Annotated in this window: 20 protein-coding genes and 1 other RNA gene; 12 read left to right on the top strand and 9 right to left on the bottom strand. The window is 62.3% G+C overall.

Annotation, left to right across the window (positions count from 1 at the left end):
• Positions 1 to 38: 38 nt before the first annotated feature.
• From Q3Y64_RS14055 to ilvB, 5 genes are all read right to left on the bottom strand, one after another.
• Positions 39 to 1,583 (bottom strand): 2-isopropylmalate synthase, encoded by a 1,545-nt coding sequence (locus Q3Y64_RS14055; RefSeq protein WP_303562746.1) that lies wholly within the window; start codon positions 1,581 to 1,583, stop codon positions 39 to 41.
• A gap of 22 nt (positions 1,584 to 1,605) precedes the next feature.
• Positions 1,606 to 2,403: a CDP-diacylglycerol--serine O-phosphatidyltransferase gene (gene pssA, locus Q3Y64_RS14050; RefSeq protein WP_101944399.1), complete on the bottom strand. Its 798-nt coding sequence runs from the start codon at positions 2,401 to 2,403 to the stop codon at positions 1,606 to 1,608.
• Between the two features lie 133 nt (positions 2,404 to 2,536).
• A complete protein-coding gene (ilvC, locus tag Q3Y64_RS14045) occupies positions 2,537 to 3,565 on the bottom strand; it encodes a ketol-acid reductoisomerase (RefSeq protein WP_158239289.1) in 1,029 nt (342 codons plus the stop codon).
• Positions 3,566 to 3,623: 58 nt separating this feature from the next.
• Positions 3,624 to 4,118 (bottom strand): acetolactate synthase small subunit, encoded by a 495-nt coding sequence (ilvN, locus tag Q3Y64_RS14040; protein WP_101944397.1) that lies wholly within the window; start codon positions 4,116 to 4,118, stop codon positions 3,624 to 3,626.
• An 11-nt stretch (positions 4,119 to 4,129) separates the two neighbouring features.
• Positions 4,130 to 5,836 carry a biosynthetic-type acetolactate synthase large subunit gene (ilvB, locus tag Q3Y64_RS14035; protein WP_303562742.1) on the bottom strand — a complete coding sequence of 569 codons (1,707 nt, stop codon included), beginning with the start codon at positions 5,834 to 5,836 and terminating at the stop codon, positions 4,130 to 4,132.
• 56 nt (positions 5,837 to 5,892) lie between these two features.
• On the opposite strand from ilvB, the gene Q3Y64_RS14030 reads away from it, so the two are divergent.
• From Q3Y64_RS14030 to Q3Y64_RS14015, 4 genes are read left to right on the top strand one after another with little or no spacing between them, the layout of a single operon-like run.
• Positions 5,893 to 6,504 (top strand): RNA polymerase sigma factor, encoded by a 612-nt coding sequence (locus Q3Y64_RS14030; protein ID WP_101944395.1) that lies wholly within the window; start codon positions 5,893 to 5,895, stop codon positions 6,502 to 6,504.
• Positions 6,501 to 6,911, top strand: a complete 411-nt coding sequence (locus tag Q3Y64_RS14025) for a DUF3619 family protein (protein ID WP_101944394.1) — start codon at positions 6,501 to 6,503, stop codon at positions 6,909 to 6,911. The genes Q3Y64_RS14030 and Q3Y64_RS14025 overlap by 4 nt, the downstream gene beginning before the upstream one ends.
• 17 nt (positions 6,912 to 6,928) lie before the next feature.
• Positions 6,929 to 7,522, top strand: coding sequence for a DUF3106 domain-containing protein (locus tag Q3Y64_RS14020; protein WP_303562738.1), 594 nt, complete (start codon positions 6,929 to 6,931; stop codon positions 7,520 to 7,522).
• Positions 7,523 to 7,535: 13 nt separating this feature from the next.
• Positions 7,536 to 7,997: an RDD family protein gene (locus Q3Y64_RS14015; protein ID WP_303562737.1), complete on the top strand. Its 462-nt coding sequence runs from the start codon at positions 7,536 to 7,538 to the stop codon at positions 7,995 to 7,997.
• A 15-nt stretch (positions 7,998 to 8,012) separates the two neighbouring features.
• Here the strand turns inward: Q3Y64_RS14015 and lptG are convergent, their stop codons facing one another.
• Both lptG and lptF read right to left on the bottom strand, forming a co-directional pair.
• Positions 8,013 to 9,086, bottom strand: a complete 1,074-nt coding sequence (gene lptG, locus Q3Y64_RS14010; RefSeq protein ID WP_303562735.1) for an LPS export ABC transporter permease LptG — start codon at positions 9,084 to 9,086, stop codon at positions 8,013 to 8,015.
• A complete protein-coding gene (gene lptF / locus Q3Y64_RS14005; RefSeq protein WP_303562734.1) occupies positions 9,083 to 10,159 on the bottom strand; it encodes an LPS export ABC transporter permease LptF in 1,077 nt (358 codons plus the stop codon). The genes lptG and lptF overlap by 4 nt, the downstream gene beginning before the upstream one ends.
• Before the next feature lie 98 nt (positions 10,160 to 10,257).
• Between lptF and Q3Y64_RS14000 the strand changes: the two genes are divergently transcribed.
• From Q3Y64_RS14000 to Q3Y64_RS13970, 7 genes are all read left to right on the top strand, one after another.
• Entirely contained in the window at positions 10,258 to 11,742 is a 1,485-nt protein-coding gene (locus Q3Y64_RS14000; protein WP_303562733.1) for a leucyl aminopeptidase, read from the top strand.
• On the top strand, positions 11,739 to 12,167 hold the full coding sequence (locus Q3Y64_RS13995; protein ID WP_101944388.1) for a DNA polymerase III subunit chi: 429 nt from the start codon (positions 11,739 to 11,741) through the stop codon (positions 12,165 to 12,167). Before Q3Y64_RS14000 ends, Q3Y64_RS13995 begins: the two co-directional genes overlap by 4 nt.
• Positions 12,164 to 12,928: a hypothetical protein gene (locus Q3Y64_RS13990; RefSeq protein ID WP_101944387.1), complete on the top strand. Its 765-nt coding sequence runs from the start codon at positions 12,164 to 12,166 to the stop codon at positions 12,926 to 12,928. Before Q3Y64_RS13995 ends, Q3Y64_RS13990 begins: the two co-directional genes overlap by 4 nt.
• Before the next feature lie 80 nt (positions 12,929 to 13,008).
• Positions 13,009 to 13,373, top strand: a transfer-messenger RNA (tmRNA) gene (gene ssrA, locus Q3Y64_RS13985).
• 68 nt (positions 13,374 to 13,441) lie between these two features.
• Entirely contained in the window at positions 13,442 to 14,131 is a 690-nt protein-coding gene (locus Q3Y64_RS13980; RefSeq protein ID WP_303562730.1) for a glutathione S-transferase family protein, read from the top strand.
• A 173-nt stretch (positions 14,132 to 14,304) separates the two neighbouring features.
• Positions 14,305 to 17,157, top strand: a complete 2,853-nt coding sequence (locus Q3Y64_RS13975) for a valine--tRNA ligase (RefSeq protein ID WP_303562729.1) — start codon at positions 14,305 to 14,307, stop codon at positions 17,155 to 17,157.
• Between the two features lie 149 nt (positions 17,158 to 17,306).
• Positions 17,307 to 21,119, top strand: coding sequence for a PAS domain S-box protein (locus Q3Y64_RS13970; RefSeq protein WP_303562726.1), 3,813 nt, complete (start codon positions 17,307 to 17,309; stop codon positions 21,117 to 21,119).
• A 19-nt stretch (positions 21,120 to 21,138) separates the two neighbouring features.
• Here the strand turns inward: Q3Y64_RS13970 and Q3Y64_RS13965 are convergent, their stop codons facing one another.
• Positions 21,139 to 22,839 (bottom strand): ATP-binding protein, encoded by a 1,701-nt coding sequence (locus tag Q3Y64_RS13965; RefSeq protein ID WP_303562724.1) that lies wholly within the window; start codon positions 22,837 to 22,839, stop codon positions 21,139 to 21,141.
• Between the two features lie 189 nt (positions 22,840 to 23,028).
• Between Q3Y64_RS13965 and Q3Y64_RS13960 the strand changes: the two genes are divergently transcribed.
• Positions 23,029 to 23,694, top strand: a complete 666-nt coding sequence (locus tag Q3Y64_RS13960) for a prepilin-type N-terminal cleavage/methylation domain-containing protein (protein ID WP_303562722.1) — start codon at positions 23,029 to 23,031, stop codon at positions 23,692 to 23,694.
• Positions 23,695 to 23,825: 131 nt separating this feature from the next.
• On the opposite strand, the gene Q3Y64_RS13955 is transcribed toward Q3Y64_RS13960, so the two are convergent.
• The gene (locus Q3Y64_RS13955) at positions 23,826 to 25,796 is read right to left on the bottom strand and encodes a monovalent cation:proton antiporter family protein (protein ID WP_101944366.1); all 1,971 of its coding nucleotides are present in this window, start codon (positions 25,794 to 25,796) and stop codon (positions 23,826 to 23,828) included.
• Between the last annotated feature and the right edge of the window lie 96 nt (positions 25,797 to 25,892).

Genomic DNA, 25,892 nt, shown 5'->3' with positions numbered 1-25,892 from the left:
TGCCGCAGCACGCCTTTGTGACGCCTACCAGCGCCTGATCAAACACCCTCGCCTTGCGGATCGACGCGCAGGCCACTCGACTCCAGCCGGTTCAGCGCATTGATGTAGGCCTTGGCTGAAGCGATGATGATGTCGGTATCCGCGCCCTGGCCATTCACTACCCGGTCACCCTTGCTCAGGCGAACCGTAACCTCGCCTTGTGCATCGGTGCCACCGGTGATCGCATTCACCGAGTAAAGCAGCAGCGCAGCACCGCTCTGCGCGATCGATTCGATGGCCTTGAAAGCGCCATCGACCGGCCCGGAGCCATTGGCCTCAGCCTTGTGCTCAACCCCGCCTACCGACAGCGTAATTCCTGCAGACGGCACTTCGCCGGTTTCCGAGCACACCCGCAAGGACAGCAATTTGTAGTGTTCCTGCTCAGGCGTCACGACTTCGTCAGACATCAGCGCCTGCAGATCCTCGTCGAAGATTTCCTGCTTCTTGTCTGCAAGCTCCTTGAAGCGCGCAAAGGCCGCGTTGAGCTGCTCTTCGGATTCAAACACGACGCCCAGATCCTGCATCCGCGCACGGAAAGCATTGCGGCCGGAAAGTTTGCCGAGAGTAAGGCGATTGGTGGTCCAGCCCACATCTTCGGCGCGCATGATCTCATAGGTTTCACGATGCTTGAGCACGCCATCCTGGTGAATGCCGGATTCATGCGCAAAGGCATTCGCCCCCACGATGGCCTTGTTCGGCTGCACCGGGTAACCCGTGATCTGCGATACAAGCTTGGAAGCCGGCACGATCTGCGTGGTGTCAATGCGCGTGGTGACCGGAAAGACATCGCTGCGCGTGCGAATCGCCATCACCAGCTCTTCCATCGCAGCATTGCCAGCACGCTCGCCAAGGCCATTCACCGTACATTCAACCTGACGCGCACCAGCACGCACGGCAGCCAACGAATTGGCGACCGCGAGGCCGAGATCGTTGTGGCAATGCACTGACCACACCACCTTGTCCGCATTCGGTACGCGCTCGATCAGGCTGCGGATCAGGGCCGCGTACTGGTCCGGCATGCTGTAGCCGACCGTATCCGGCACGTTGATGGTCTTCGCACCAGCCTTGATGACCTCATCGAATACCCGGCACAGAAAGTCCAGCTCGCTGCGCCCGGCATCCTCGGCCGAGAACTCCACATCGTCCGTGAATTGACGGGCCCAGCCGATAGCGCGCACCGCCTGCTCGACGACCTGATCTGGCGTCATGCGCAGCTTCTTCTCCATGTGGATCGGACTGGTCGCGATGAAGGTGTGGATGCGCCCAGCATTAGCCGGCCTAATGGCTTCGCCGGCGCGCGCGATGTCCTTCTCGTTGGCACGTGCCAGCGAGCACACGGTGGAATCCTTGACGGCCTCAGCCACGGCACGCACAGATTCGAAATCACCGTTCGAGGCGGCAGCAAAACCGGCCTCAATCACGTCCACGCGCATCTTCTCGAGCTGGCGCGCAATGCGCACCTTCTCATCACGGGTCATGGCTGCGCCCGGGCTCTGTTCGCCGTCACGCAGGGTGGTGTCGAAAATGACCAGACGATCCGTCATCACAATTTCTCCGGAAAACTTGTTACTTGATTCGGGGGGCTGCAGCACGCGCCTTGCGCAGGCGACGCCATAGACTCATCACATAGCCCGACAGGCCGTAGCACACGAAGAGGCCGAAAAGCACGCTGGGCGGATCGGAATGCACCGCGAGCAGCGCGCCAATGAACACCAGCGCCACCGAGAACGGGACGGCCCGGCGCAGATTGATGCTCTTGCCACTCCAGAACAGCACATTGCTGACCATCGACAAGCCGGCAAAGATCGCGAAGCCTGCAGCCAACCAAGGCACGGGGATCCAGCCCAGATGAGCCGTCCCAGCAATACCGTTATCATTAACCACCCAGATAAAACCCGTCAGCAATGCCGCAGCCGCCGGACTGGGCAAGCCCTGGAAGTAACGCTTATCGACCACCGCGATATTGGTATTGAAACGCGCCAGACGCAGGGCGGCACTCACGCAGTAAATGAACGCGGCCACCCAACCAAACTTGCCCAGATCCTTCATGGCCCACTCGTAAGCCACCAGCGCGGGCGCCGCACCGAAGGCGACCATGTCGGACAACGAGTCGTATTCGGCACCAAACTGGCTCTGGGTGTTGGTCAGGCGTGCCACACGGCCATCCAAGCCATCCAGCACCATAGCAATGAAGATTGCCACGGCCGCCAGTTCAAAGCGGTCATTCATGGCTTGCACGATGGAATAGAAACCAGCGAACAGCGCCGCGCTGGTAAACAGATTGGGCAGGATGTAGATCGCACGCGAACGCTTGCGCACATCGGCCTCAGGCGTGTCTTCATCCATCTGGATCGGATCGCTCATGGTGTTCCCTTGTTGCCATCGGCAGCCTTGCAGACCATCTGCATGTGCTCCGGTTTCACTGCAGCAGAATACAACGAGGGGGCAGAGGCAGGGGCCAAAGCCACTCCCTCTACCCCCTCAAGGCAAAACTACATCAGTTCTTGCTTTGATCAACCAGCTTGTTCTTGGAGATCCACGGCATCATCGAACGCAGCTGACCGCCGACGGTTTCGATCGGGTGCACTGCGTTCAGACGACGGCGAGCCGTCATCGACGGGTAGTTGGTACGGCCTTCGAGGATGAACATCTTGGCGTATTCACCGGTCTGGATGCGCTTCAGGGCATTGCGCATGGCTTCGCGGGACTGCTCGTTGATGACTTCCGGGCCGGTCACGTACTCGCCGTATTCGGCGTTGTTGGAGATCGAGTAGTTCATGTTGGCGATGCCGCCTTCATACATGAGATCGACGATCAGCTTCAGTTCGTGCAGGCACTCGAAGTAGGCCATTTCGGGAGCGTAGCCAGCTTCGGTCAGGGTTTCGAAGCCCATCTTCACCAGCTCGACAGCGCCGCCACAGAGCACAGCCTGTTCGCCGAACAGATCGGTTTCAGTTTCTTCGCGGAAATCGGTCTCGATCACGCCACCCTTGGTGCCGCCATTGGCTGCCGCGTAGGACAGAGCGATGTCCTTGGCCTTGCCGGAACGATCCTGATACACAGCGATCAGGGACGGCACGCCACCACCCTTCAGGTACTCGGAGCGCACGGTGTGGCCCGGGCCCTTCGGGGCAACCATGATCACATCCAGATCAGCGCGCGGCACGACCTGGTTGTAATGCACGTTGAAGCCGTGAGCAAACGCCAGCACGCCGCCTTGCTTGATATTCGGCTCGACGTTGTTCTTGTACACCTCGGGGATGTTCTCGTCCGGCAGCAGGATCATGACCACGTCGGCCATCTTCACCGCGTCATTCACTTCTGCAACCTTGATGCCGGCGGCTTCAACCTTGGACCACGAAGCACCACCCTTGCGCAGACCAACGACCACATTCACGCCGGAGTCACGCAGGTTCTGCGCGTGGGCATGGCCTTGCGAGCCGTAACCGATGATGGCGACCTGCTTGCCCTTGATGAGGGAGAGATCAGCGTCCTTGTCGTAATAAACCTTCATTGTTTTCTCCATGTGATGGGTGAGACGTGATACGTGATAAGTGGCCAAGCCACGTATCACATGTCGCTTGTCACTGAACTTTCAGAACCCGGTCGCCACGGCCTAGACCGCACACCCCGGAACGAACGGTTTCGAGAATCAGCGCGGAGTCGATCGCGCCGAGGAAAGAATCAAGCTTGTCCTGCGTGCCCGTCAGCTCGATGACATAGCTCGATTCGGTCACATCGATGATGCGGCCACGGAAAATCTCCGACATGCGCTTCATTTCTTCACGTGCAGCGCCCACCGCATGAACCTTCACGAGCATCAGCTCGCGTTCGATATGAGCAGCCTCGGAGACATCCATCACCTTGACCACATCCACCAGCTTGTTGAGCTGCTTGGTGATCTGTTCAATGACTTCGTCCGAACCACTGGTCACGATGGTCATGCGCGACAACGAGGCATCCTCGGTCGGTGCCACGGTCAGGGATTCAATGTTGTAGCCACGTGAGGAGAACAGGCCCGAAACGCGCGACAGTGCTCCGGATTCGTTCTCAAGCAGCAGGGAAAGTACGTGACGCATCTGCAGGCCTCTTACAGGTCTTCGGACGACAGGATCATCTCGTTGAGACCCTTGCCACCCTGGATCATCGGGTAGACGTTTTCAGTCTGATCAATCTGGAAGTCCATGAACACCAGATCGTTCTTGCGCGCAAAGGCTTCGCGCAGCGCGCCTTCCACGTCGCCTGGCTTGGTGATCTGCAAGCCAACATGGCCGTAGGCCTCGGCGAGCTTAGCGAAATCAGGCAACGAATCCATGTAGGACTCCGAGTAGCGGTTGCCGTGGAAGATTTCCTGCCACTGCCGCACCATGCCCAGATAACGGTTGTTCAGGGAAATGATCTTGATCGGCAGGCGATACTGCTTGCAGGTGGAAAGCTCCTGAATGCACATCTGGATCGACCCTTCGCCCGTGATGCAGGCCACCGGCTTATCCGAATGCGCCAGCTGCGCGCCCATGGCGGCAGGCAGACCGAACCCCATGGTGCCAAGACCGCCCGAAGTCACCCAGCGGCGCGGCTCATCAAAGCCGTAATACTGCGCCGCCCACATCTGATGCTGGCCGACGTCCGTGGCCACGAAGGCCTCACCGCCGGTTACTTCCCACAGTTTCTGGACCACGAACTGCGGTTTGATGATCTCGTCGGAATTCTTGTAGACCATGCTGTTACGGCTGCGCCATTCATCCACCTGGCGCCACCACGCGCTGGTGAGCTCAGGATTCGGGCGCCCGCCAGACTCCAGCCCGGCGATCATGGCATCCAGCACATCACCCACGTCTCCGACGATGGGTACATCAACCTTTACGCGCTTGGAAATCGACGAGGGATCGATATCGATATGAATGATCTTGCGCGGCTCCTGCGCAAAGTGCGCGGTATTGCCGATCACGCGATCATCGAAACGGGCCCCAACGGCCAGCAGCACGTCGCAGTAGTGCATGCCCATGTTGGCTTCATAAGTCCCGTGCATGCCCAGCATGCCGACAAACTGTTTGTCAGATGCGGGATAGCCGCCCAGCCCCATCAGGGTGTTGGTCACCGGGAAACCCAGCAAACGTGCCAGCCGGGTCAATTTCTCTGCGGCATTCGACAGCACCACACCACCGCCGGTGTAGATCATCGGGCGCTTGGCAGCAAGCAGCAGTTGCAGCGCCTTGCGGATCTGTTCCGGCTCAGCCTGTGGGGTCGGGCTGTAGGAGCGAATGCTGATCTGCTCGGGGTAAGCGTATTCGCAGCGCTGGGCGGTCACATCCTTCGGGATGTCGACCAGCACCGGCCCTGGCCGACCGCTACGGGCAATGTGGAATGCCTTCTTGAGGGTCACGGCGATGTCACGCACATCCCGCACCAGGAAATTGTGCTTCACGCAGGGACGCGTAATGCCCACGGTGTCGACTTCCTGGAAGGCATCCAGGCCGATGGCGGCAGTTGGCACCTGGCCGCTGATGATCACCAGTGGGATCGAGTCCATGTAGGCCGTGGCAATGCCTGTCACAGCATTGGTTGCGCCGGGGCCGGAGGTCACCAAGGCCACACCGACGTTCTGTGTGGTACGGGCGTAACCATCGGCCGCATGCACAGCAGCCTGCTCATGGCGCACCAATACGTGACGGAACTTGTCCTGCTTGAAAATTTCGTCGTACAGGAAAAGCACAGCCCCGCCAGGATAGCCGAATACGTATTCGACCTTTTCTTCCTGCAGGCACCTCACTACAATTTCCGCACCGGTCAAGACCATTCCCGCACCCACACACCCCAACAAAAGAACCCATTACCTTACCGGCGCCATCAGGATTGGTCAAGGCGCCGGCCGGTTCGCACCCACAGGCAACAGGTCAGACTCTGGCTTCACGCATCGAACTCTCAGATTTCCTAGCCGGCGTCGAAAGGCGCGCCTTCCGGCAAGCCCAGTTCGCCCTGCGCGATGAGGAGGCCGCCCTGGATGTGGTGCAGGAAGCCATGCTCAAGCTCGCCGAGAAGTACGCGGCACGCCCGGCGGAAGAGCTGCCCCTGCTGTTTCAGCGCATTCTGCAGAACGCCATCCGCGACCACATGCGCCGCTCCCGCGTGCGCAACCTGTGGGTCAGCCTGCTTTCAGCCTTCGGCAGCGGCGAGGAAGGGGAACCAGATCCGCTGGAGAGCATCGAAACCGCAGACACCGGCATGCTGCCTGCCGGACCACAAGGGCGCCTAGAACAGTCACAAACCCTGTCCATCATAGAAAGTGAAATATCCAAACTGCCCGCGCGTCAACGCGAAGCCTTCCTCATGCGTTACTGGGAGGAAATGGACATTGCCGAGACAGCCGCCGCCATGGGCTGCTCCGAGGGTAGCGTAAAGACGCACTGCTCCCGGGCCAGTCACACGCTGGCGGCTGCGCTGCGTGCGAAAGGAATTGAACTATGACCCCCCAACAATCCCCCTACCCCCTGGACTTCGCCGCAGAACGCGAGCTGGGCCTGTTTGTACGCAATCAGCTCAATGCGGGCACCGCTCAACTAGACGTGCCGGTGACCGAACGCCTCTTCGCCGCCCGCCAGGCGGCGCTGGCCGGCTTGCCGACACAATCCGGCGAACTCTCGCTGGCCAGCGTTGGCCGCTCCGGCTGGAGCTGGCTCGAAGAGCGTCTGCGCCCACTGGCCATGGCCTTCGGCCTGGTTCTGGTGCTGCTGGCCGGCAACCAGACCCTGTCACTGCAACACATCGAGAGCCAGGAAGACATCGACTCTGCCCTGCTCAGCGATGAACTGCCGATCGACGCGTATCTCGACCGGGGCTTCCAGTCGTGGCTGGCCGACTCCTCGCGACAATAATCCTTATCCTCGGGCTAATGGTCAGCGCTCACGCGCAGACCAGCGGCCTGCTGCCTGGCGGCGCCCAACCGCGCTGGAGCCAGCTCAATGCCCAGCAACGCACGGCCCTGGCGCCGCTCGCCCGCGAGTGGGACAAACTGCCAGACTCGCGCCGTCAGAGCTGGCTGGGCATCGCACGCCGCTTCGCCGCCCTGAGCGATGTCGAACAAGCACGCATGCAGGACCGGATGCGGGAATGGCTGGGCCTGACCCCTGCGCAGCGCGAACTCGCGCGTATCCAGTACCGTCAGCTCCAAGCCAACGCGCCCGAACAACGCCGGGCACTAGAGCGCAAATGGCAGGAGTACCAGGCGCTGCCCGAAGAAGAAAAGGCCCGCCTGCGCGCCCAGAGTCCGGCACTGGCGCGCTCACCCGCGCCGACACCGCTCCCTGATGCTTCGGCACCGACTCAATCGCGCACCACTGAATTGCGTCCGCCCAAGGCGCTTACCCTGAAAAACCCTTCCACCCGCGTTCGCGTGGTCACCGCCAGTGCGCCAGCAGTAGTGCCTGTCGTCGTGCCGGTCGAAGTACCGCCTCCGCCCCCGGAAGAAGAAATCGAGCGCGAATAAGCGCTACACGCCAATGCCCAACCGCCCGCAAGTAGAACTCGCCAGCCTGCGTCGCCGCCTGGCCGCCATGCTTTATGAATCCCTGCTTCTGCTGGGCGTGCTTGCCCTCGGCTTTTTGACCCCCCTGCTCACACTGGGCGTAGCTTTCGGCATCACCCCGCCCGGCTGGCTTGAGTGGTTGCATCTGCTGGCTTTGCTGGGGGCGTACTTCATCTGGCTCTGGCACCGGCGCGGCCAGACCCTGGCCATGCAGACCTGGCAGCTGCAACTGGTAGACGCAAACAGCGGCTTACCGCCCTCGCTGGGGCGCAGCCTGCTGCGCTACGCACTGGCCTGGCCTTCCATGCTGCTGCTTTTGAGCGGAGTCGGTCTGATCTGGACCGCTTTCGTCGATCGCGAACGCCAATTCCCGCACGACCGGCTGGCCGGCACCCGCATCGTTTTCAACCCGGCCTTGCGCCAGGACGCCGACTGAGCACTGAACCCGCGCTCAGCGCCGGTCAACTTTCCACATCAGGCCAACGGCCAGCAGAAAGAACAACAGGCTAGGCAGCGCGGCGCTCATCAAGGCCGGCCAGGCGTTCAGCACGCCCAGATTCGAAAACAAGGCATTGAGCAGATAGAAACCGATCCCCAGCATCACGCCTGTCAGCACGCGCGCGCCCACATTCACCGACCGCTGGTTGCCCAGGCAGAAGGGGAGTGCCAAGACCATCATTACCAGCGTCACCAGCGGGTAGACCAGCTTTTTCCAGAACGCCACGGCATAGCGCCCGGTACGCTGTGAGTTGGCTTCCAGATGGCGCTTGTACTGATACAGACTCGCCAGGGCCATGCGCTCTGGCGTCACCATCACGACACTGATCAACTCCGGCGTAAGTTCAGAAGCCCAACGCAAAGAGGGGATATTCAAGAGCTCGGTACGGTCGCCATGAAAGCGGGTCTGCACCACGTCACTGAGCAGCCAACCCTGCTCTACGGAATACACCCCGCGCTTGGCAACGTTGAGTGTCGCCAGACGATGCTCAGAATCGAACTCGTAGATCTTCACCATCTCGAGCGAGGCATCCGGCAGGACGCGCTGCACGTTCACGAACAAACGACCATCGCGCATCCACATTCCTGTGCGCAACTCCTGCGGCACGGTGGCATTGGTCGTTCGCAAACGCCACTTCTGGCCAATCCGCTCGAGCGGAGGTGCCACGTATTCACCCAGCACGAAGGTCAGCACCACGAAAAACAGACCGATGCGCATCAAGGCGACCAGCAACTGCCGCGTGGACACGCCGGCCGCACGCAGGACGGTGAGTTCAGAATTGCGGGCAAACTGGGTCAGCGCGTAAAGCGTGCCGATCAGCACCGCGATCGGCATGACCTCGTAGGCCCGGCTCGGGATCGACAGCGCCACAAAGATCACCGCGTGCTTGAGACGGTAGCCCTCCTTGCCCAGATCCTCGAGCTCAGCCAGAAAGTCGAAGAAGGCAAACAGGCACAGAAAGGCCCCCAGCACCAGCAGGGTGGAGTAAATGATTTCCCGGCGCAAATAGCCGCGAGCAGTCTTCATCGCTTGAAACGCCTCAGGTCAGGCAACATACGCCAGCCAAACAGCAGCACCAGTAACAGGAACATGCCGCCATGCACGCAGGCCATGCCGGCCAGAACATCCAGCTTGCCCTTGGCGATCCAGGCCTGGCTGACCCCGAGCAGGTTGAAATAGACCGCAAACGCCAGCACTGCAAAGATCAGGCTATTGGCTCGCCCGGCACGCGGGTTTACGAAAGACAGCGGAATCGCCAGCAAAGCCAGCAACAGGGTCGCCAGTGGAATCCCGAAACGCCAGGCCAGTTCGGCCTTGTTGGCATTACTGGGGAGCAGGAAAAGATTGAGCGTGGTCAGCGTGCGCGGAGTGAATTCGATCACCCCGATTTCTTTCGGCTCGATCCGCACCGCATAACGTTCGAACGCCATCACGCGGTACTCGGCCGAACCAGGCTCGCCTTCGTAACGATGACCGTTGAAAAGCACCACAAAACGATCGCCATTGGAGGCCGACTCGACCAGCCCTTCAGCCGCCACCGTCAGATCCTGGCGACCATCCTTAGACGAATTGATGAACACATTGCGAACCTTGCCAGCCTCGCGATCCACCGATTCCACAAAGAACACCCGCTGCGCCGAAACGGATTCACGGAACACGCCGGGCGCCACCCGCGAAACTTCATCCCGCGTCTCGAGGCGCTTGCGATACTCAAGCGCCTTGCCCTGCGCCCACGGCGACAGAAATAACGAAAGCGCCGCGATCACCGCCACGATCGGCATAACGAAGGCCAGCACCGGCCGCAACCAGGCGGTCAACGAGAGCCCGGAGGAAAACCACACCACCATTTCCGAATCGCGATAGCTGCGCGAGAGCGACAACAGCACCGCCACAAACACCGACAGCGCCAGTGTGACCGGCAGGTGATTGAGGGTTGAGAAACCGATCAGCGCCAGCACCGCATCGGCCGGCAGACGACCGCCCGCCGCCTGCGACAGCAGGCGTACAAGGATCACCGTAACCAGAATGAAGAACAGCGCAACAAAGATCGCTGCCGCCGTACTTGCAAATTCGCGCATCGCTGCGCGGCGGAAAATCATGATGGAATGAGTACTCGCTTTGACGGCATCAAGCTGCAGCGGGGATAATCAGGCGTCCGGACAATTGGCGCACGCCGCCGCTACATCAGGAAAAGGCCATGGAATTTAGCATAAAAGCAGCAAGCCCCGAGAAACTCAAAACCGACTGCCTGATCCTTGCCCGCAGCAGCGATGGCGAAGCCGGCCCACAGTTCGCCGCCACGGACGCCGCCAGCCAGGGCCTGCTCGGCAAGCTTTGCCTGCGCGACCTGGACGACAAGGCAGGCAGCCTGCTGGCCCTGCCCACACTGCCCGGCGTCACGGCCGAACGCGTACTGGTGGTAAGCCTCGGCAAACGTGCCGAACTGAACGCCAAGACCCTGCGCACCGCGTTGCTTGCCGTCGGCAAGTGGCTATCAAACAGCAAGGCCAAATCCGCGGCCTTTGCGGCCACCGATCTGGTTGCCGCCGGTCTCGAATTGCCCGCCAGCCTGCGTAGCGCTACGACCCTGCTGGCCGACACCGCCTACCGTTTTGAAGCCATCAAGGCCAAGGCTGAAGACAAGCCCGCCGGCCCCGCCAAGCTTGATTTCATCCTGCAGGGCAAGAGCGACTCGGCCGCCAAGCGCGCCGTCGAACAAGGCGCAGCGATTGCTGCGGGTCAGGCCCTGGCCCGCGATTTGGGCAACCTGCCCGCCAACTACTGCACTCCGAGCACGCTGGCCGACACTGCCAAGAGCCTCGCTCGCGAATACAAACTCAAGCTCAAGGTCTTCGACCGCGAGGGCATTGAAGAGCTGGGCATGGGCAGCTTCCTGTCCGTGGCGCAGGGTACGCGCGAAGAGCCGCGCTTCATCGTGCTCGAATACAAGGGCGGCAAGGCCAAGGAGGCTCCGGTCGTACTGGTCGGCAAGGGCGTCACCTTCGACTCCGGCGGCATCTCCCTGAAGCCGGGCGAAGGCATGGACGAAATGAAGTTCGACATGTGCGGCGCCGCCTCCGTGTTGGGGATCTTCCGCACCGTCGCCAAGCTGGGCCTGCCGATCAACCTGGTCGGCCTGATCCCAGCCACCGAGAACCTGCCCAGCGGCACCGCCGTCAAGCCGGGCGATGTAGTCACCTCGCTGTCTGGCCAGACCATCGAGATCCTCAATACGGACGCAGAAGGCCGCCTGATCCTGTGCGATGCGCTGACCTACGCCGAGCAGTTCAAGCCCGCCTGCGTGGTGGATATCGCCACCCTGACCGGCGCCTGCATCATCGCCCTGGGCCACCACACCTCCGGCCTCTTGGCCAATGACGACGCGCTCGCCGCTGAACTACTTGCCGCCGGCCAGAATGCAGGCGACCGAGCCTGGCAGCTGCCGCTCTTCGACGAATATCAGGAGCAACTCAAAAGCAACTTCGCCGACATCGCAAACATTGGCGGCCGACCGGCCGGCAGCATCACAGCCGCCTGCTTCCTGTCGCGTTTCACCAAGGCCTACAAGTGGGCCCACCTCGATATCGCCGGCACCGCCTGGAAGAGCGGCGCAGACAAGGGAGCGACCGGCCGCCCGGTGCCACTGCTGGCCGAGTTCCTGCTGCAACGGGCCGGGCAGTGACCGAGGTCCGCTTCTATCACAATGCGCAGGACCGCCTCGAGGCGGCCTGCGCCATCACTACCAAGGCCGTACGCGCCGGGCACAAGGTGGTGGTCTTCGCGCCGGACGCCAGCACTGCCCAGCGCTACGACAACCTGCTGTGGACACGGCAGCCGCTATCCTTCGTTCCACACGTTGTAACCAGCTCCCCGCTCGCGGCCCGCACCCCGGTCCTCATCGCACGAAGGGCAGAAGAACTAGTCCATGACGATCTGCTGCTGAACCTTGCCGACGATCTGCCGGAGGGCTATACCCGCTACGCCCAGCTTGTCGAGATCGTCGGCACCGACGAAGCCAGTCGCGTCACCGCTCGCGAGCGCTGGCGCTTCTACAAACAGCAGTCCCATCCGGTGCAGGCCTTCGATCTGTCCAAGGGAAATTCATGAACAGCTCCAGTGCCGATGACCTCCCCCTGGATCGCGCCCTGCTAGGCAAGGCCGATGCCCTGATCCGCCGCAACCGCACCAGCGGCGTAAGCCCGGACGCAGAAGAACTCCCAATGCTCACCGAGGTTGTCGAAGAAGAGCTGCCTGAACTCACCGACGCACTAGCCCTACCCGTCAGCGAAACCGCGCCTGCGGTACCGCCACGCGTGCAGGAAGCCTTTTCTCTGAATCTGGATCTCGACGACTACACACCCAGCGGCCAATTCCAGCCCATGAGCCCGCTGCCACCGGATGAAGTCATCGAGCGCGCGGTGGATGAAGCTGTCGAACGCGTCCGCGAAGAAATGCGCGTCGAACAGCAACACGCCATTCAGGAGGCCGTCGCCAAGGCGCGCGCCGAGACCCTACACGAAGCGCGTCAGATGCAGCAGCATGCCGTGCAGGCCGCCATCCGCCAAGGCCGCGAAGAGGCTGAGATCAATCAATGGCCAGCCCTGCAGGCCGCCCGGCAGGAGGCCGTACAAGGCGCTGCCGCGGCCATGAGCGAGCGCCTCATCGAGCTCGATGCGCAGATCTCGCAGAGCCTGAACCAGTGGCTCGCCAAGGAGCTGCCCCCCATCATCGCCAGCGAACTGCTGGGTCTCTCCGAGCGCCTGCGCGTGCAGACCACAGCACACATGCGCGCCACCCTGCTGCCGGAGCTCTCCGAGCAAGTCTCCAAAGTGCTCGAAAGTGCGCTGAAGGGCGATTCCGGGCAATAACGAGTTTGCTTTGCCCTGCGCGCCGAACGCGCTAGAATGAAACCGCTTTACCGATGCGCGTTGGCATCGGCTACGGAACCGGGGGCGACCTGGCTTCGACGTGGGTCAAGAAGCGATGTGGTGCATACCGAGGCCCAGTTACCTCGTAAATCCATCTGGAAATCTATACTCGCCAACGACGAGCAATTCGCTCTGGCCGCTTAAGGCCTAAGCCGCTGCACTGATTGGTCTCTGGGTCAGGTGGGGTAAAACCTACAGCAGCGTCATTCACAGAGACTCGTGCTGCATCGGGTTACTTGGTGCGGAGCTAAAACATAGGTGACTCGCCTTGCGTCGGCCTGCCGGTCGGCTAAGCGCAGGGTTAAACAAAAATAGAGCGGCTAAGTATGTAGATCCAGTTGTGGAAGTCTTGCGGACGGGGGTTCGATTCCCCCCGCCTCCACCATCAAGCATTGCAGACAAGCCGGCGCATGCCGGCTTTTTTGTGTCTGCCTCCTGTCCGGAACCATCCCCATGATTACAGTCCATCACCTTGAGATGTCCCGCTCCCAACGCGTTCTGTGGCTGCTGGAAGAGCTCGGATTGCCTTACGAACTGGTCATTCATGCGCGCGACCCGGCCACTCGACTCGCTCCGCCGGAACTGCGCAAAATTCATCCGCTGGGTAAATCGCCAGTCATCCAGGACGACGACCTGGTCATAGCGGAGTCCGGGGCTATCCTCGAGTACCTGGCTGAAGTTCATGGCGTGCAGGCAAAGGCCGAACTTGCCGGGCTAGAGCCGAAACGCGGTAGCGCAACCGCTCGGGAATGCCGCTTCTGGATGCATTACGCCGAAGGCTCGTTGATGAACTGGCTGGTCATGAAACTGGTGTTCACCACCATCCCACGCCAGCCCATGCCCTTCTTCGTTCGCCCGATCGCGCGTGGCCTATGCAACAAGGTAATTGAAAAACTGATCGAACCGAACCTTGAGCGTGCGACCGCCTTCATTGATGAGCACTTGGCCAGCCACACCTGGTTCGCGGGCGAAGCCATCAGCCTCGCAGACTTCCAGATGTGTTTTGCGCTCGAAGCCCTGAGCTCGCGCAGCACGACAGCCCGCCATGCGCCGCACATCAAGGCCTGGCTAGAGCGTGTGCGTGCCCGCCCGGCCTACCAGCGGGCCATCGAGAAAGGCGGCCCGGTGCTGCCGCAAGCCTGAACCGGAAGATCCGGAAAGAAGTCCGCTCGCCAGGAGCGCAGAAAGCAAAGACCACAGCCGGCTTCTGCATGGATGGCTCTGCGCTTCAACAGGGCTCACGCATGGCCCCAAAGTTCAAAGCGTGAGCCGGTATAATCGCGGGCTTCCCCCGAATTTCCCCCAGGTATTCCTCGATGGAACTCGCCAAGAGCTTTGAACCCGCCGATATCGAATCTCGCTGGTACCCACAATGGGAGCAGTCCGGCTACTTCGCCGCCGGCACCGACACCAGCAAGCCCGCCGACCAGTCTTTCTGCATTCTTCTGCCGCCGCCGAACGTGACCGGCACGCTGCACATGGGCCATGGTTTCAACCAGACCATCATGGATGCGCTGACCCGCTACCACCGCATGAGCGGCGCCAACACGCTGTGGCAGCCGGGCACCGACCACGCCGGCATCGCCACGCAGATCGTGGTGGAGCGCCAGCTCGATGCGCAGGGCATCAGCCGCCACGATCTGGGCCGCGAGAAGTTCCTCGAAAAGGTGTGGGAGTGGAAGGAATACTCCGGCAACACCATCACGCGCCAGATGCGCCGCCTCGGCACCTCGCCGGACTGGTCGCGCGAGCGCTTCACGATGGACTCGGGCCTCTCCAAGACCGTCACCCAAACCTTCGTGCGCCTGTACAACGAAGGCCTGATCTACCGCGGCAAGCGCCTGGTGAACTGGGATCCGGTGCTGGGCACGGCAGTGTCTGACCTCGAAGTGGTTTCCGAGGAGGAAGATGGCTTCCTGTGGCACCTGAATTACCCGCTGGCCGACGGCTCGGGCCACCTGACCGTGGCCACGACCCGCCCGGAAACCATGCTCGGCGACACCGCCGTGATGGTGCATCCGGAAGACGAACGCTACAAGCACCTCATCGGCAAGATGATCCGCCTGCCGCTTTCGTCCATGCAGGGCGATGCGCTGGACGCTGCCCACTGGCGCGAGATTCCGATTATTGCGGATGACTATGTCGACAAGGAATTCGGCACCGGCTGCGTGAAGGTCACGCCGGCGCACGACTTCAACGACTATGCCGTCGGCCAACGTCACCACCTGCCGATGATCTCGGTGCTCTCACTGGACGCAAAGATCAACGACAACGCCCCGGCCAAGTACCACGGGCTGGACCGCTTCGAGGCGCGCAAGCAGATCGTCGCCGACTTCGAAACGCTGGGCCTGCTCGGTGAGATCAAGCCGCACAAGCTACAGGTGCCGCGCGGCGACCGCACCAACGTGGTCATCGAGCCGATGCTCACCGACCAGTGGTTCGTCGCCGTCAACAAGCCCGGCCCCGATGGCAAGAGCATCGGGCAGAAGGCACTGGAAGTGGTCGAGTCCGGCGAAGTGAAGTTCGTGCCCGAGAACTGGGTGAATACCTATTACTCGTGGATGCGCAACCTGCAGGACTGGTGCATCTCGCGCCAGCTCTGGTGGGGCCACCAGATTCCCGCATGGCATGGCACGGACGGCCGCGTGTGGGTTGCCCACGACGAAGCCGAAGCCAAGGCACTCGCCGCCAAGGATGGCTACAGCGGTGATCTGACGCGCGACAACGACGTGCTCGACACCTGGTACTCCTCCGCCCTATGGCCTTTCAGCACCCTGGACTGGACCCCGGAATGGCCGGAGAAATCCAACCCGGCGATGGACCTCTACCTGCCGTCTTCGGTGCTGGTCACCGGCTTCGACATCATCTTCTTCTGGGTCGCCCGGATGATCATGATGACCAAGCACCTGACCAACAAAATTCCGTTCAAGCACGTCTATGTGCACGGCCTGATCCGCGACGCGGAAGGCCAGAAGATGAGCAAATCGAAGGGCAATGTGCTCGACCCGATCGACCTCATCGACGGCATCGGTCTGGAAGATCTGGTCGCCAAGCGCACCACGGGGCTGATGAACCCCAAGCAGGCTGCGCAGATCGAGAAGAAGACGCGCAAGGAATATCCGGACGGCATTCCCGCCTTCGGCACCGACGCGCTGCGCTTCACCTTCGCCTCGCTCGCCTCGCTGGGCCGCGACATCAAGTTCGACATGCAGCGCTGCGAGGGCTATCGCAACTTCTGCAACAAGCTGTGGAACGCCACCCGCTTCGTGCTGATGAACTGCGAAGGCAAGGACTGCGGGCTGGACAACCACAAAGTCAGCGAATGTGATGGGGCTTACCTGCGCTTCTCGTTTGCCGACCGCTGGATGACCAGCCGCCTGCAGCGTGCCGAAGCCGAGATGGCGCAGAACTTCGCCGACTACCGCCTCGACATGGCCGCGCGCACGATCTACGAGCTGGTATGGGACGAGTACTGCGACTGGTATCTGGAGCTCGCCAAGGTGCAGCTGCAGACCGGCGACGAAGCCACCCAGCGCGGCACCCGCCGCACCCTGGTGCGCGTGCTCGAAACCATCCTGCGCCTGGCTCACCCGCTGATCCCCTTCATCACCGAAGAGCTGTGGCAAACCGTCAGCGTCATTTCAGGCCGTAAGACCAGCGACTTCATCGGCGCGGCGAGCTACCCGACCTGCGCACCGGAGCGCATCGACGAAGCCAGCGAAGCCAAGGTCGCCGAGCTAAAGGCCCTGATCAACGCCTGCCGCAGCCTGCGCGCCGAGATGAATCTCTCGGGCCAGCGCGTGCCGCTGCTGGTGGCCGGCGACGAAGCCACCGTGAAGGCCTACGCACCCTATCTGGCTGCGATTGCCAAGCTGTCGGAAGTCACTGCCGTCGGCGCCGAGCTGCCGCAATCCCCGGCCCCGGTGCAGGTGGTCGGCGATTTCCGCCTGATGCTCAAGATCGAGATCGACGTGGATGCCGAGCGCGCGCGCATCGGCAAGGAAGTCGCCAAGATCGAGGCTGAGGTCGGCAAGCTCGAAGTGAAGCTCGGCAACGAAGGCTTTGTCGCCCGTGCACCGGCTGCGGTGGTCGAGCAGGAGAAGAAGCGCCTCGCCGACATGAGCGCCACGCTGGTGAAGCTCAAGGAGCAGCTCGCCCGCCTGGGTTAAGACCTGCCCGAAAGGACAAAGGCCCTGCCGCGCAAGCGGCGGGGCCTTTTTTCTGCGCTACCGTCAGCCCACAGCCGATCAAGAAGCCGTCGCACCCGCCGTTAAGCCTTGCATTGCCGCCACCCGCGGCCCTTTGCACTCGCCCCGCCATGCCCAAGCTGCCTCCCGCGCGACTGCTGATCCCGCTTGCAAGCTTCATGGTCGCCGCTGCCCTCAGCATCTGGGCCTGGCAAGGTCTGCGCACGATGGAGTCTGCCCGCCAGGAAGCAGACTTCCAGCGCCTGGCCGAGCAATACGCGGCCACCCTGCAGCACAGCGTCGATGCTGTGCTGAGCAGAGTGCAGGCCTTGCAGCAGTTTCACGCTGCAGCGGGCAGCTTCAGTCCGGAGAGCTTTAAGCGCTTCGTTGAGCGCGGCCCTCTTGATCACCGCATCGCCGCATTTCAGTGGGCGCCCCGGATCAGTGGCGCCAGCCGCACCGCCTTCGAAGCCAGCGCGCGCAGTGCAGGCCTCAAGGGCTATGCCATCCGCGAGTTCCAGGGCAGTTCGATTGGCGACGCCGGCCCGCGCGCCGAATATTTCCCGACCTTCCTGATCGTCCCCATGGCAGGCAACAGCGCCGCGCTGGGGCTGGATCTGGCCTCCGAGCTCAATCGCCGGGCCACCCTGGAACGCGCCCGCGATGAAGGGGAGATCGTGGTTTCAGCCCCGATCGAGCTGGTACAGGGCGGCAAGGGACTACTGCTGATGGCCCCTTGCTTCGAACCCGGTTTCTCGACCCAGAGTATCGAATCGCGCCAGCTGCACTTCCAGGGCATCGTGCAGGCGGTGATCCGGGTCGAGGATCTGGTCAGTGGCACTCTGGCAACCCTTCCGCCTGGGGCCGACGTGCTGCTCTCTGACAGCCTGCTCGCTGGCGAGGCCGGGCTGCTCTATCAGCACCATGCCCACACCAAAGGACAGGACCCCAATCATGACTCGCAATGGATTCAGCAGAGCCCGCTGCGTGCACAGCGTCTGCTGACCCTGGCCGGCCATGAGTTCGAATTGCTGGTGGTCCCCACCCCGGAGTATATGGACGCCACGCCACGGTCTTTCTCTGCATTCGTGCTGCTTGGCGGACTGCTCCTGAGCCTGCTTGGCAGCGCACTGGTCAGCAGCCTGCTGCAACGCAAGAACAAGGTCGAACTGGAGGTGCTGTTGCGCACCCAAGCCCTGCAGGACGCCCTGCATCATCTCGGGCGCAGCGAAGAGCTGCACCGGGCGGTGTTCGAGCAATTGCGCATTCCCATGCTGGTGACCGATCTGGAGTCCGGTCGGATCGTGGATGCCAATCTGCAGGCGGCCAGCTTCTATGGCAGCAGCCGGGAGGCCCTGCGCCGCATGCATATCGCGGACATCAACGCCCTGCCCGCGCAAGAGGTTCAGCGTGCCATGCAGGAGGTGGCCAAGGGCAAGCGCAACCTGTTCCAGGTTCCGCACCGCCTAGCCAGCGGAGAGATCCGCCAGGTCGAAGTGCACAGCACGCCGGTCATGGTGGATGGGCATTGCATGCTCTATTCGGTAATCGCCGACATCACCGAGCGCAAGCGCAACGAAGCCTTGATCCGCCTGCAAAGCATGGCCGTGGATTCAGCCGCGAATGCCATTGTGATCACCAATCGCGAAGGCATCATCGAGCGGGTCAACCGTGCGTTCACCCGCATAACCGGCTACGCCCCGGAAGAAGCGATCGGCCGCAAACCCGGCTACCTGATCGGCTCCAGCGAGCACCCGCCGGAGTTTTTCACGGCGATGTGGGAGACCCTGCTTGCCGGCAAGATATGGAGCGGAGAGCTGATCAACCGGCGCAAGGACGGCTCGCTGTACACCGAAGAGCAGACCATTGCCCCGGTCTGGGACGAAGAGGGCCAGATCAGCCATTTCGTGGCCATCAAGCAGGACGTGACGGCTGCCCACAACCAGGCCCGCGAGCTCGCGCGCGAACGTCGGCGCTTGGCCGACATCATCCGTGGCACCCATGCCGGCACCTGGGAATGGTCGGTGCAGACCGGCGAAGCTCTTTTCAACGACCGTTGGGCCGAGATCGCGGGCTATACGCTGGACGAACTCGCTCCCGTCGACATCAATACCTGGCGGCGCCTCGTTCATCCGGACGATCTGCGGCTGGCCGGCCAGCAACTTGAACGCCATTTCAGGCACGAGGCCGACTATTACGAAGCGGAAATCCGCATGCAGCATAAGGCCGGATACTGGGTCTGGGTGCTGGCATGCGGCAGCGTCAGCCAGTGGCGGGAAGACGGCCAGCCATTGCTCATATCCGGTACGCATCAGGACATTACCGAACGCAAGCTCGCCGAGGCAGCGCTGCTTGACGCCAAGCGCAGCGCCGAAGCTGCCAGCTTGGCCAAGAGCCGTTTTCTCGCCACCATGAGTCACGAAATCCGCACCCCGCTTAATGGCATTCTCGGTATGGCCCAGATGCTGCTACAGCCCGGCCTGACGGAGACCGAACAGCGCAATTTCGCCCGCACGCTCTACAACTCCGGCCAGACCCTGCTAGCACTGCTCAATGACATCCTGGACCTCTCCAAGGTAGAGGCCGGCAAGCTGGAACTCGCCAGCAGCGGCTTTTCAGCCGCCCAGGTGCTCGACGAAATCCGCGCCCTGTTTGCCGAATCCGCCTCTCAAAAGGGCCTGAAATTGATTGCCGAATGGCGGGGAGACGCCAAGCAACATTACCGGGGAGACCCGATCCGGCTTCGCCAGATGCTCTCCAATCTGCTCGGCAACGCGCTCAAATTCACCGCTCAAGGCCAGATCATGGTGTACGCCGAAGAGCTCAGCCGAGACAAGGGTTCCGCCATGCTGCGTTTTTCGGTCAGGGACAGCGGCATCGGCATCCCCCAGGAAAAACTCGCCCTGCTCTTCAAACCCTTCTCGCAGGTGGATGACTCCGACACACGCAAGTACGGCGGCACCGGCCTCGGGCTCTCCATCGTACGCAGTCTGGCCGAATTAATGCAGGGCGAAGTCGGGGTTGAAAGCACGGAGGGGCAAGGCTCCACTTTCTGGTTCCGAGTTCAGGTCAGCCTGCAGCGCGAGGCCGATGAAAGGCGCCGGACTTCACGCGAAACACCTCCCGGCCAAACCGGCCCGGAGCCTCTCGAGTCACGTATGGACGACCGACGCGTACTTGTGGTGGAAGATAACTCGACCAACCTGAAGGTCGTCACCGCCATGCTGGCCACCCTGGGCGTGGTGCCCGAGCACGCCGGCAACGGCCGCGAAGCCTGCGACATGGCCTGCGGCGGCCAAGCTTTCGATCTCATCCTGATGGACTGCCAGATGCCGGTGATGGACGGCTTCGAAGCCGCGCGTCAGATCCGGGCCTATGAGCAGAACCAAGGCCTCGCCCCGGTTCCCATCATCGCCACCACCGCCGGCGCGTTTTCGGAAGACCAGCTGCAATGCATCGAAGCGGGGATGTCTGACTTCATCGCCAAACCGCTTGATTACGCAAAGCTGGTCGACATGCTCAAGAAATGGCTGCCCACAGAAGCGCCCGCAACGACTACCGCCCCCCCCCCTGGCCCGCCCGCGCCTGAGGCCACGCCGACGCTTGCCTGCTTCGACGCCACCGATCTGCTACGCCGCCTTGGCAACGACCACACGATTGCCAGCATCGCCGCCCAGGCCTTCATCGAGGATTACGCCAGCCTGATCGAAGCCTTCAAGCGCGCCCTGGCCGAAGGGCAGCTCAATGACGCTCGCCGCCACGCCCACTCCCTCAAAGGCGCGGCAGCCAACACCTCCGGCCTCGCCCTGACCGCCCTCGCCCGTGAGCTCGAACTGGCATGCAAAGAAGAGCGCGCAACAGATGCGCTCGCAGCCCTGCCCGCCCTCGAGGCCGAAGCCACACGCTTCAGTGCCGCCTTACAGGCCTTTCTCGCGCAGGCATGAAGCTCCGGCGCCAGGCCGCTCAGCCACGCGGGCTCAGGCAGAAGCGCACACAGCCGGCCCGGTTCTCCTCCAGACGCAGCACATAACCAGCCGACTCGGCCAGACGCCCGGCCTGATACAAACCGATACCGAGCCCGGTATCCGACGCCAGCGGGCGTAGCAGCAGGCTCGCGGCCCGCTCCGTCTCAATTGCCGCCCCATCATCCTCCACACTCAGGGAGCAGCCCTGCTCGCCCGCCACCAGCCGCACCTGTACCGCAGGCGCCCCCGACTTCTCCAGGGCATTACGCAGCAGGTTATCGGCCACACAATCGAAGAGCGCTGCCGGCAAGGCGGCAGCCGCCAACGGCCCCGCCTGCTGATAGCGCAGCACAGCTTCCGCATGGCGTGCCTGCAGGGCCTGCCACCACCCCAAAGCAGGGCGGGGCTGCAAGTCCTCCTCACGCGGTCGGCGAATGCGCTGCAAGGTTTCGTCCAGACGCCGGCGAATCTCCGGCAGCTGCCCCTGCAGCAAGGCCTGCACCCCTGCCGGGTTGCGCCCGCCATCGTCCAGCACCGCAAAACACAGCGCGTCGAGCGACTGCAGCAGATTCTTCAGCTCATGCGTGCTGCGCGCGCCGGTTTCATGCACTGCTCGCAGAAAGGACAGCGCCTGCAGCCGCTGCGCCTGCAAGCGCGCGGCATGAAACTCGGCCAGGATACGCAGCATCAGATCCAGATGCCAGGCGGGAGTCGGCGCAAACGCCTGCTGCCCATACACCGCCACCTCCAGAGTTCCGTGACGCAACTGCAGCACATGCCGGCTCGTCTTCCCGAGATGCGTCATCGCCTCCGTTTCAGCACAGCGCCAGAACACCCCCTGCACACCAGGCCACCCTGCCAAGCGCTCCATCGCCGCCCGCACCAGCGCCTCAGGTGAAGCCTCGTGCAAGGCCAGCTCCGCGACCTCATCGAGCCAGTGCGCAAATGGCTGCCCGCCCGACAACACTCGCCGCGAAATCGCCAGCCCCAGCCCCGCGAAACCCTTGCGCGGAGACCACACCAGCGCCATCAACAGCAAAGCCCCCGCAACCGAACCCAGCGCCTGCAGCAAGGCCCACACATAATCGCTACGCGCCACGAACATGAAGGCCAGCGCCCCCAATGCCACGCCCCCCAGTACCAGGGCAAAAATCAAGCTCCCCACCACATCCAGCGCATCCGCCGCCTGCGCCCCGCCGCACGGCAAACCCAGCACAGCCGCCCCCAGCAAGACCGGCAGCGCAAACCAGTTCGCAAACAAGGGCAGCACCGCCGGCACCTCGGCCAAACCCTCCAACAACTCGGGCATCACCCGGCCATTCAGAGCGACCACCAGATACACCACCAGCAACCAATAGAAGCCACGCTCGCGTGGTGCCGGATGGCAGAACACCTTGCCCCCGATCACCCCTGCCAGCATCAAGCCCCACAATAGGAGCAGTCCCCAGGAGAGCCACAGGCCGATCCCGGCCAGTGCCAGCCCAAACAGCAGCATGCCCGCCCAAGACAGCCGACGCCCGCCGCTCACCAGCGGCTGCCACAGCAGCACCAGACCGAAGTGCCCCAGCAGCAAGGCCTTTCCCGCCGGCGACAGCGCGCCCTGCAACAAGGCCACATGCAACAAGGCCAGGGCCAGCAGTAACACCAGCGGCCCGGCATACATCAGCCAGCGCTCCGTGCGACGCCCCAGATCCGGCATGCGGTATTCCCTTTCATAAATGAATGAACAACAGATTGCCGAGATCCCGCCAATACCGTCAGAATCCTGACGCAAGCGTCGAGAAAACAACCACTACAGCGCCCACAACACCCCGAAAATGATCCCGGACAGCAGGCACCATTATTGCTCAAGGGCGGGCAGGAACATCACTCCCAGTGGGGACACACCATGAAACGCCAACAGTCCGGCTTCACCCTCGTCGAAATCGCCATCGTGCTGGTCATCATCGGCCTGCTGCTAGGCGGCGTACTGAAGGGGCAGGAGCTCATCAATAGTGCCAAGGCCAAGGCGGTCATCAGCGACTTCCGCAATACCGCCACCATGATCGCGGCGTATCAAGACCGTTTTCGAGCGCTGCCAGGGGATGACAAAGCAGCAACAACACACGTGGGCAGCACGACAGTCAACGGAGACGGAGACGGCATGATTGAAGGCGCTTGGAACTCAGTCGTCGCCACCGCGGACACAACAAGCTTCACGCATGAATCTGCATATGCGTGGCAGCAGCTGCGCCTGGCAAACCTGACCTCTGGCTCGTCAGCGGCGCCATCTTCGGGCACCTGGGAGCCACAGAACACGGAAGGCGGGCGCATTGGCATCCAGAGCGCAGTGCCCTATACCAACATGCGTGGCCGGATTTTTGTGTGCCAAAGCAACGTCTCCGGACGTATCGCGCTGCAGGTTGACACCACCATGGACGACGGAACGCCAAATGCCGGCTCGGTCCAAATCGGAGCCACGGCCTCGACATCTGGAACAACAGGGGCGACACCCGTAGCTTCAGCCTCCGCCGTCGACGAAAACACCCTCTACGTAGTCTGTGCCAGCTTCTGACTCCAGCACCGCTCCATCACTCGCCCCGCCCCACGCGGGGCTTTTCATTTCTGCATACCCTGCTCGCAAAAACGCCGGCAGAAGCCGGCGTCTCTTGCAACGTAAAACCTGCTCCTTGCAACTCGCCGGCCTCAACTCCCCTTGAGCAGCTTTGCCTCTGCCGCCGCCAGCCCGCCGGGCAGGCCCAGCAAGACCACCACATCCCCCGCCTCCAGCAGCATGTCGGCCGCCGGATCGAGGCTGCGCACACCACGCCGGCGCACCGCAGCAACCTTTGCCGGGCAAACATCCAGCACGAGATCGCCTAGGCGCCGGCTTACGCCATACGCGCCCGGCGGCAGGGATACTGAATGCAGGCGCGCCTCCTGTGCATCATTACCCTCATCCATATCCGAAGCGCCCAGAAAGAACCCTTTCATGAGGCTGTAGCGCTGAGTGCGGATCTGGCGCATGCGCCGGATCACGCGCGCGATCGGCGTGCCGATCAGGGTCAGGGTATGAGTGGCCAGCATGATGCTGGTTTCCAGCATTTCCGGCACCACTTCAGCGGCACCACGCTGGATCAGGCGCTCCATGTCGCGCTCATCCTGCGAGCGGGCTATCACTGGCAGACCAGGGCGTGCAGCCAGTACGTGATGCAAGACCTTGGTTGTCGCATGCTCATCGTTATAGGCAATCACCACAGCGCTGGCCCGCATCAGGCCGGCTGCAACCAGGGTTTCGTGGCGCGAGGAATCACCGAACACCACTGGATCTCCCGCCGCCGCCGCTTCCTGGATGCGATCCGGGTCCAGATCCAGGGCAACATAACCAATCCCTTCCTGCTCCAGCAGGCGCGCCAGATACTGCCCGGTGCGGCCGTAGCCGCAGATGATCACGTGCTTGTCCGTCGCGATCGACTTCGCCGCCACACGGGTCAGCTCCATCGAACGCAGCATCCATTCCGAGGCCACGAAGCGCAGCACGATCTTGTCGCTGTACTGGACGATGATCGGCGCGATCAGGAGCGAGAGTACCAGCGCCGCCATCACCAGTTGCAGCACGTCGTGCGGCACAGCTTCCACATCGGCCGCCAGCGTCAGCAGCACAAAACCGAATTCGCCCCCGGCGCACAGCCACAAACCGGCCCTCACGGCCGTTCCGTCCTGCCCCTCCAGCCAGCGTGACGCGCCAGCCACCACTGCAAACTTCAGAAGCAGCAAGCCAAGCAGGATCAGCAACACCCATTGCAGATTGCTGACAATCACATGCACGTCCAGGAACATGCCCACGGTGATCATGAACAGCCCCAGCAGCATGTCGCGGAAGGGCTTGATGTCCTCTTCCACCTGGATGCGAAACTCGGTTTCCGAAATCAGCATGCCGGCCAGGAATGCCCCCAGCGCCAGTGACAGTCCTGCCATCTCGGTCACCCAGGAAAGCCCAAGGGTGATGAACAGCACATTGAGCATGAACAGCTCGGAAGACTTGCGCCGCGCGACGATGGTGAACCAGCGTTTCATCAGGCGCTGACCGAAATACAGGATCAAGGCCAGCACCGCCACCGCCTTCAGCGCGGCCATGAACAAGGTGTAGCCCAGCGCCTCGCCCGGTTGCGCCAGTGCCGGAATCAGAATCAGCAGGGGCACCACCGCCAAGTCCTGAAACAGCAGTACGCCGATCACCTGGCGGCCGTGCGGCGTTTCCAGCTCCATGCGATCAACCAGGAGCTTGGAGAGCATCGCGGTGGACGACATGGTGATCACGCTGGCCACCGCGAAGCTGGCGGTCAGACTCTGCCCCAGCAGCCAGCACAGCAAGCCGAAAAGCAGCATGCTGCCCAGCACTTGCAAACCGCCCAGTCCGAGCACGATGCGCTTCATGGCAAACAGGCGCGGCAAGGAAAACTCAAGGCCGATCGAGAACATCAGGAAGACCACGCCAAACTCGGCAAGGTAGCGAGCCTGGGCGTTATCCGGCACCAGCCCGGCGGCATGTGGCCCAAGCGCCGCCCCCACCGCGAGGTAGGCCAGCACGGCAGGCAGGTTGAAGGCACGAAAAACCGCCACCGCACACACGGTGACGGCCAGCAAGGTCAAAACAAGAGTGAGGGCACCGTGCATGTCTGGAAAAAAGAGGCTATGCCGGCACCCGGCCGGGCAAGCGGGGCGATGAGCGGCTTTGTTATACTCGCCGCTCAGTTTAACCGCAGCCCAGCC

Source organism: Uliginosibacterium sp. 31-12 (assembly GCF_030548425.1).
GTDB classification, from domain to species: Bacteria; Pseudomonadota; Gammaproteobacteria; order Burkholderiales; family Rhodocyclaceae; genus Uliginosibacterium; species Uliginosibacterium aquaticum.
Note: the sequence above shows the minus strand (reverse complement) of the source record. Positions and strands in the feature narration are given on the sequence as shown.

Coding starts and splice junctions, on each gene's coding strand:
- Q3Y64_RS14055 (WP_303562746.1), bottom strand. CDS start 1,583: ATGACGGATCGTCTGGTCATTTTCGACACCACCCTGCGTGACGGCGAA.
- pssA (WP_101944399.1), bottom strand. CDS start 2,403: ATGAGCGATCCGATCCAGATGGATGAAGACACGCCTGAGGCCGATGTG.
- ilvC (WP_158239289.1), bottom strand. CDS start 3,565: ATGGAGAAAACAATGAAGGTTTATTACGACAAGGACGCTGATCTCTCC.
- ilvN (WP_101944397.1), bottom strand. CDS start 4,118: ATGCGTCACGTACTTTCCCTGCTGCTTGAGAACGAATCCGGAGCACTG.
- ilvB (WP_303562742.1), bottom strand. CDS start 5,836: ATGGTCTTGACCGGTGCGGAAATTGTAGTGAGGTGCCTGCAGGAAGAA.
- Q3Y64_RS14025 (WP_101944394.1), top strand. CDS start 6,501: ATGACCCCCCAACAATCCCCCTACCCCCTGGACTTCGCCGCAGAACGC.
- Q3Y64_RS14020 (WP_303562738.1), top strand. CDS start 6,929: ATGGTCAGCGCTCACGCGCAGACCAGCGGCCTGCTGCCTGGCGGCGCC.
- Q3Y64_RS14015 (WP_303562737.1), top strand. CDS start 7,536: ATGCCCAACCGCCCGCAAGTAGAACTCGCCAGCCTGCGTCGCCGCCTG.
- lptG (WP_303562735.1), bottom strand. CDS start 9,086: ATGAAGACTGCTCGCGGCTATTTGCGCCGGGAAATCATTTACTCCACC.
- lptF (WP_303562734.1), bottom strand. CDS start 10,159: ATGATTTTCCGCCGCGCAGCGATGCGCGAATTTGCAAGTACGGCGGCA.
- Q3Y64_RS14000 (WP_303562733.1), top strand. CDS start 10,258: ATGGAATTTAGCATAAAAGCAGCAAGCCCCGAGAAACTCAAAACCGAC.
- Q3Y64_RS13990 (WP_101944387.1), top strand. CDS start 12,164: ATGAACAGCTCCAGTGCCGATGACCTCCCCCTGGATCGCGCCCTGCTA.
- Q3Y64_RS13980 (WP_303562730.1), top strand. CDS start 13,442: ATGATTACAGTCCATCACCTTGAGATGTCCCGCTCCCAACGCGTTCTG.
- Q3Y64_RS13975 (WP_303562729.1), top strand. CDS start 14,305: ATGGAACTCGCCAAGAGCTTTGAACCCGCCGATATCGAATCTCGCTGG.
- Q3Y64_RS13970 (WP_303562726.1), top strand. CDS start 17,307: ATGCCCAAGCTGCCTCCCGCGCGACTGCTGATCCCGCTTGCAAGCTTC.
- Q3Y64_RS13965 (WP_303562724.1), bottom strand. CDS start 22,839: ATGCCGGATCTGGGGCGTCGCACGGAGCGCTGGCTGATGTATGCCGGG.
- Q3Y64_RS13960 (WP_303562722.1), top strand. CDS start 23,029: ATGAAACGCCAACAGTCCGGCTTCACCCTCGTCGAAATCGCCATCGTG.
- Q3Y64_RS13955 (WP_101944366.1), bottom strand. CDS start 25,796: ATGCACGGTGCCCTCACTCTTGTTTTGACCTTGCTGGCCGTCACCGTG.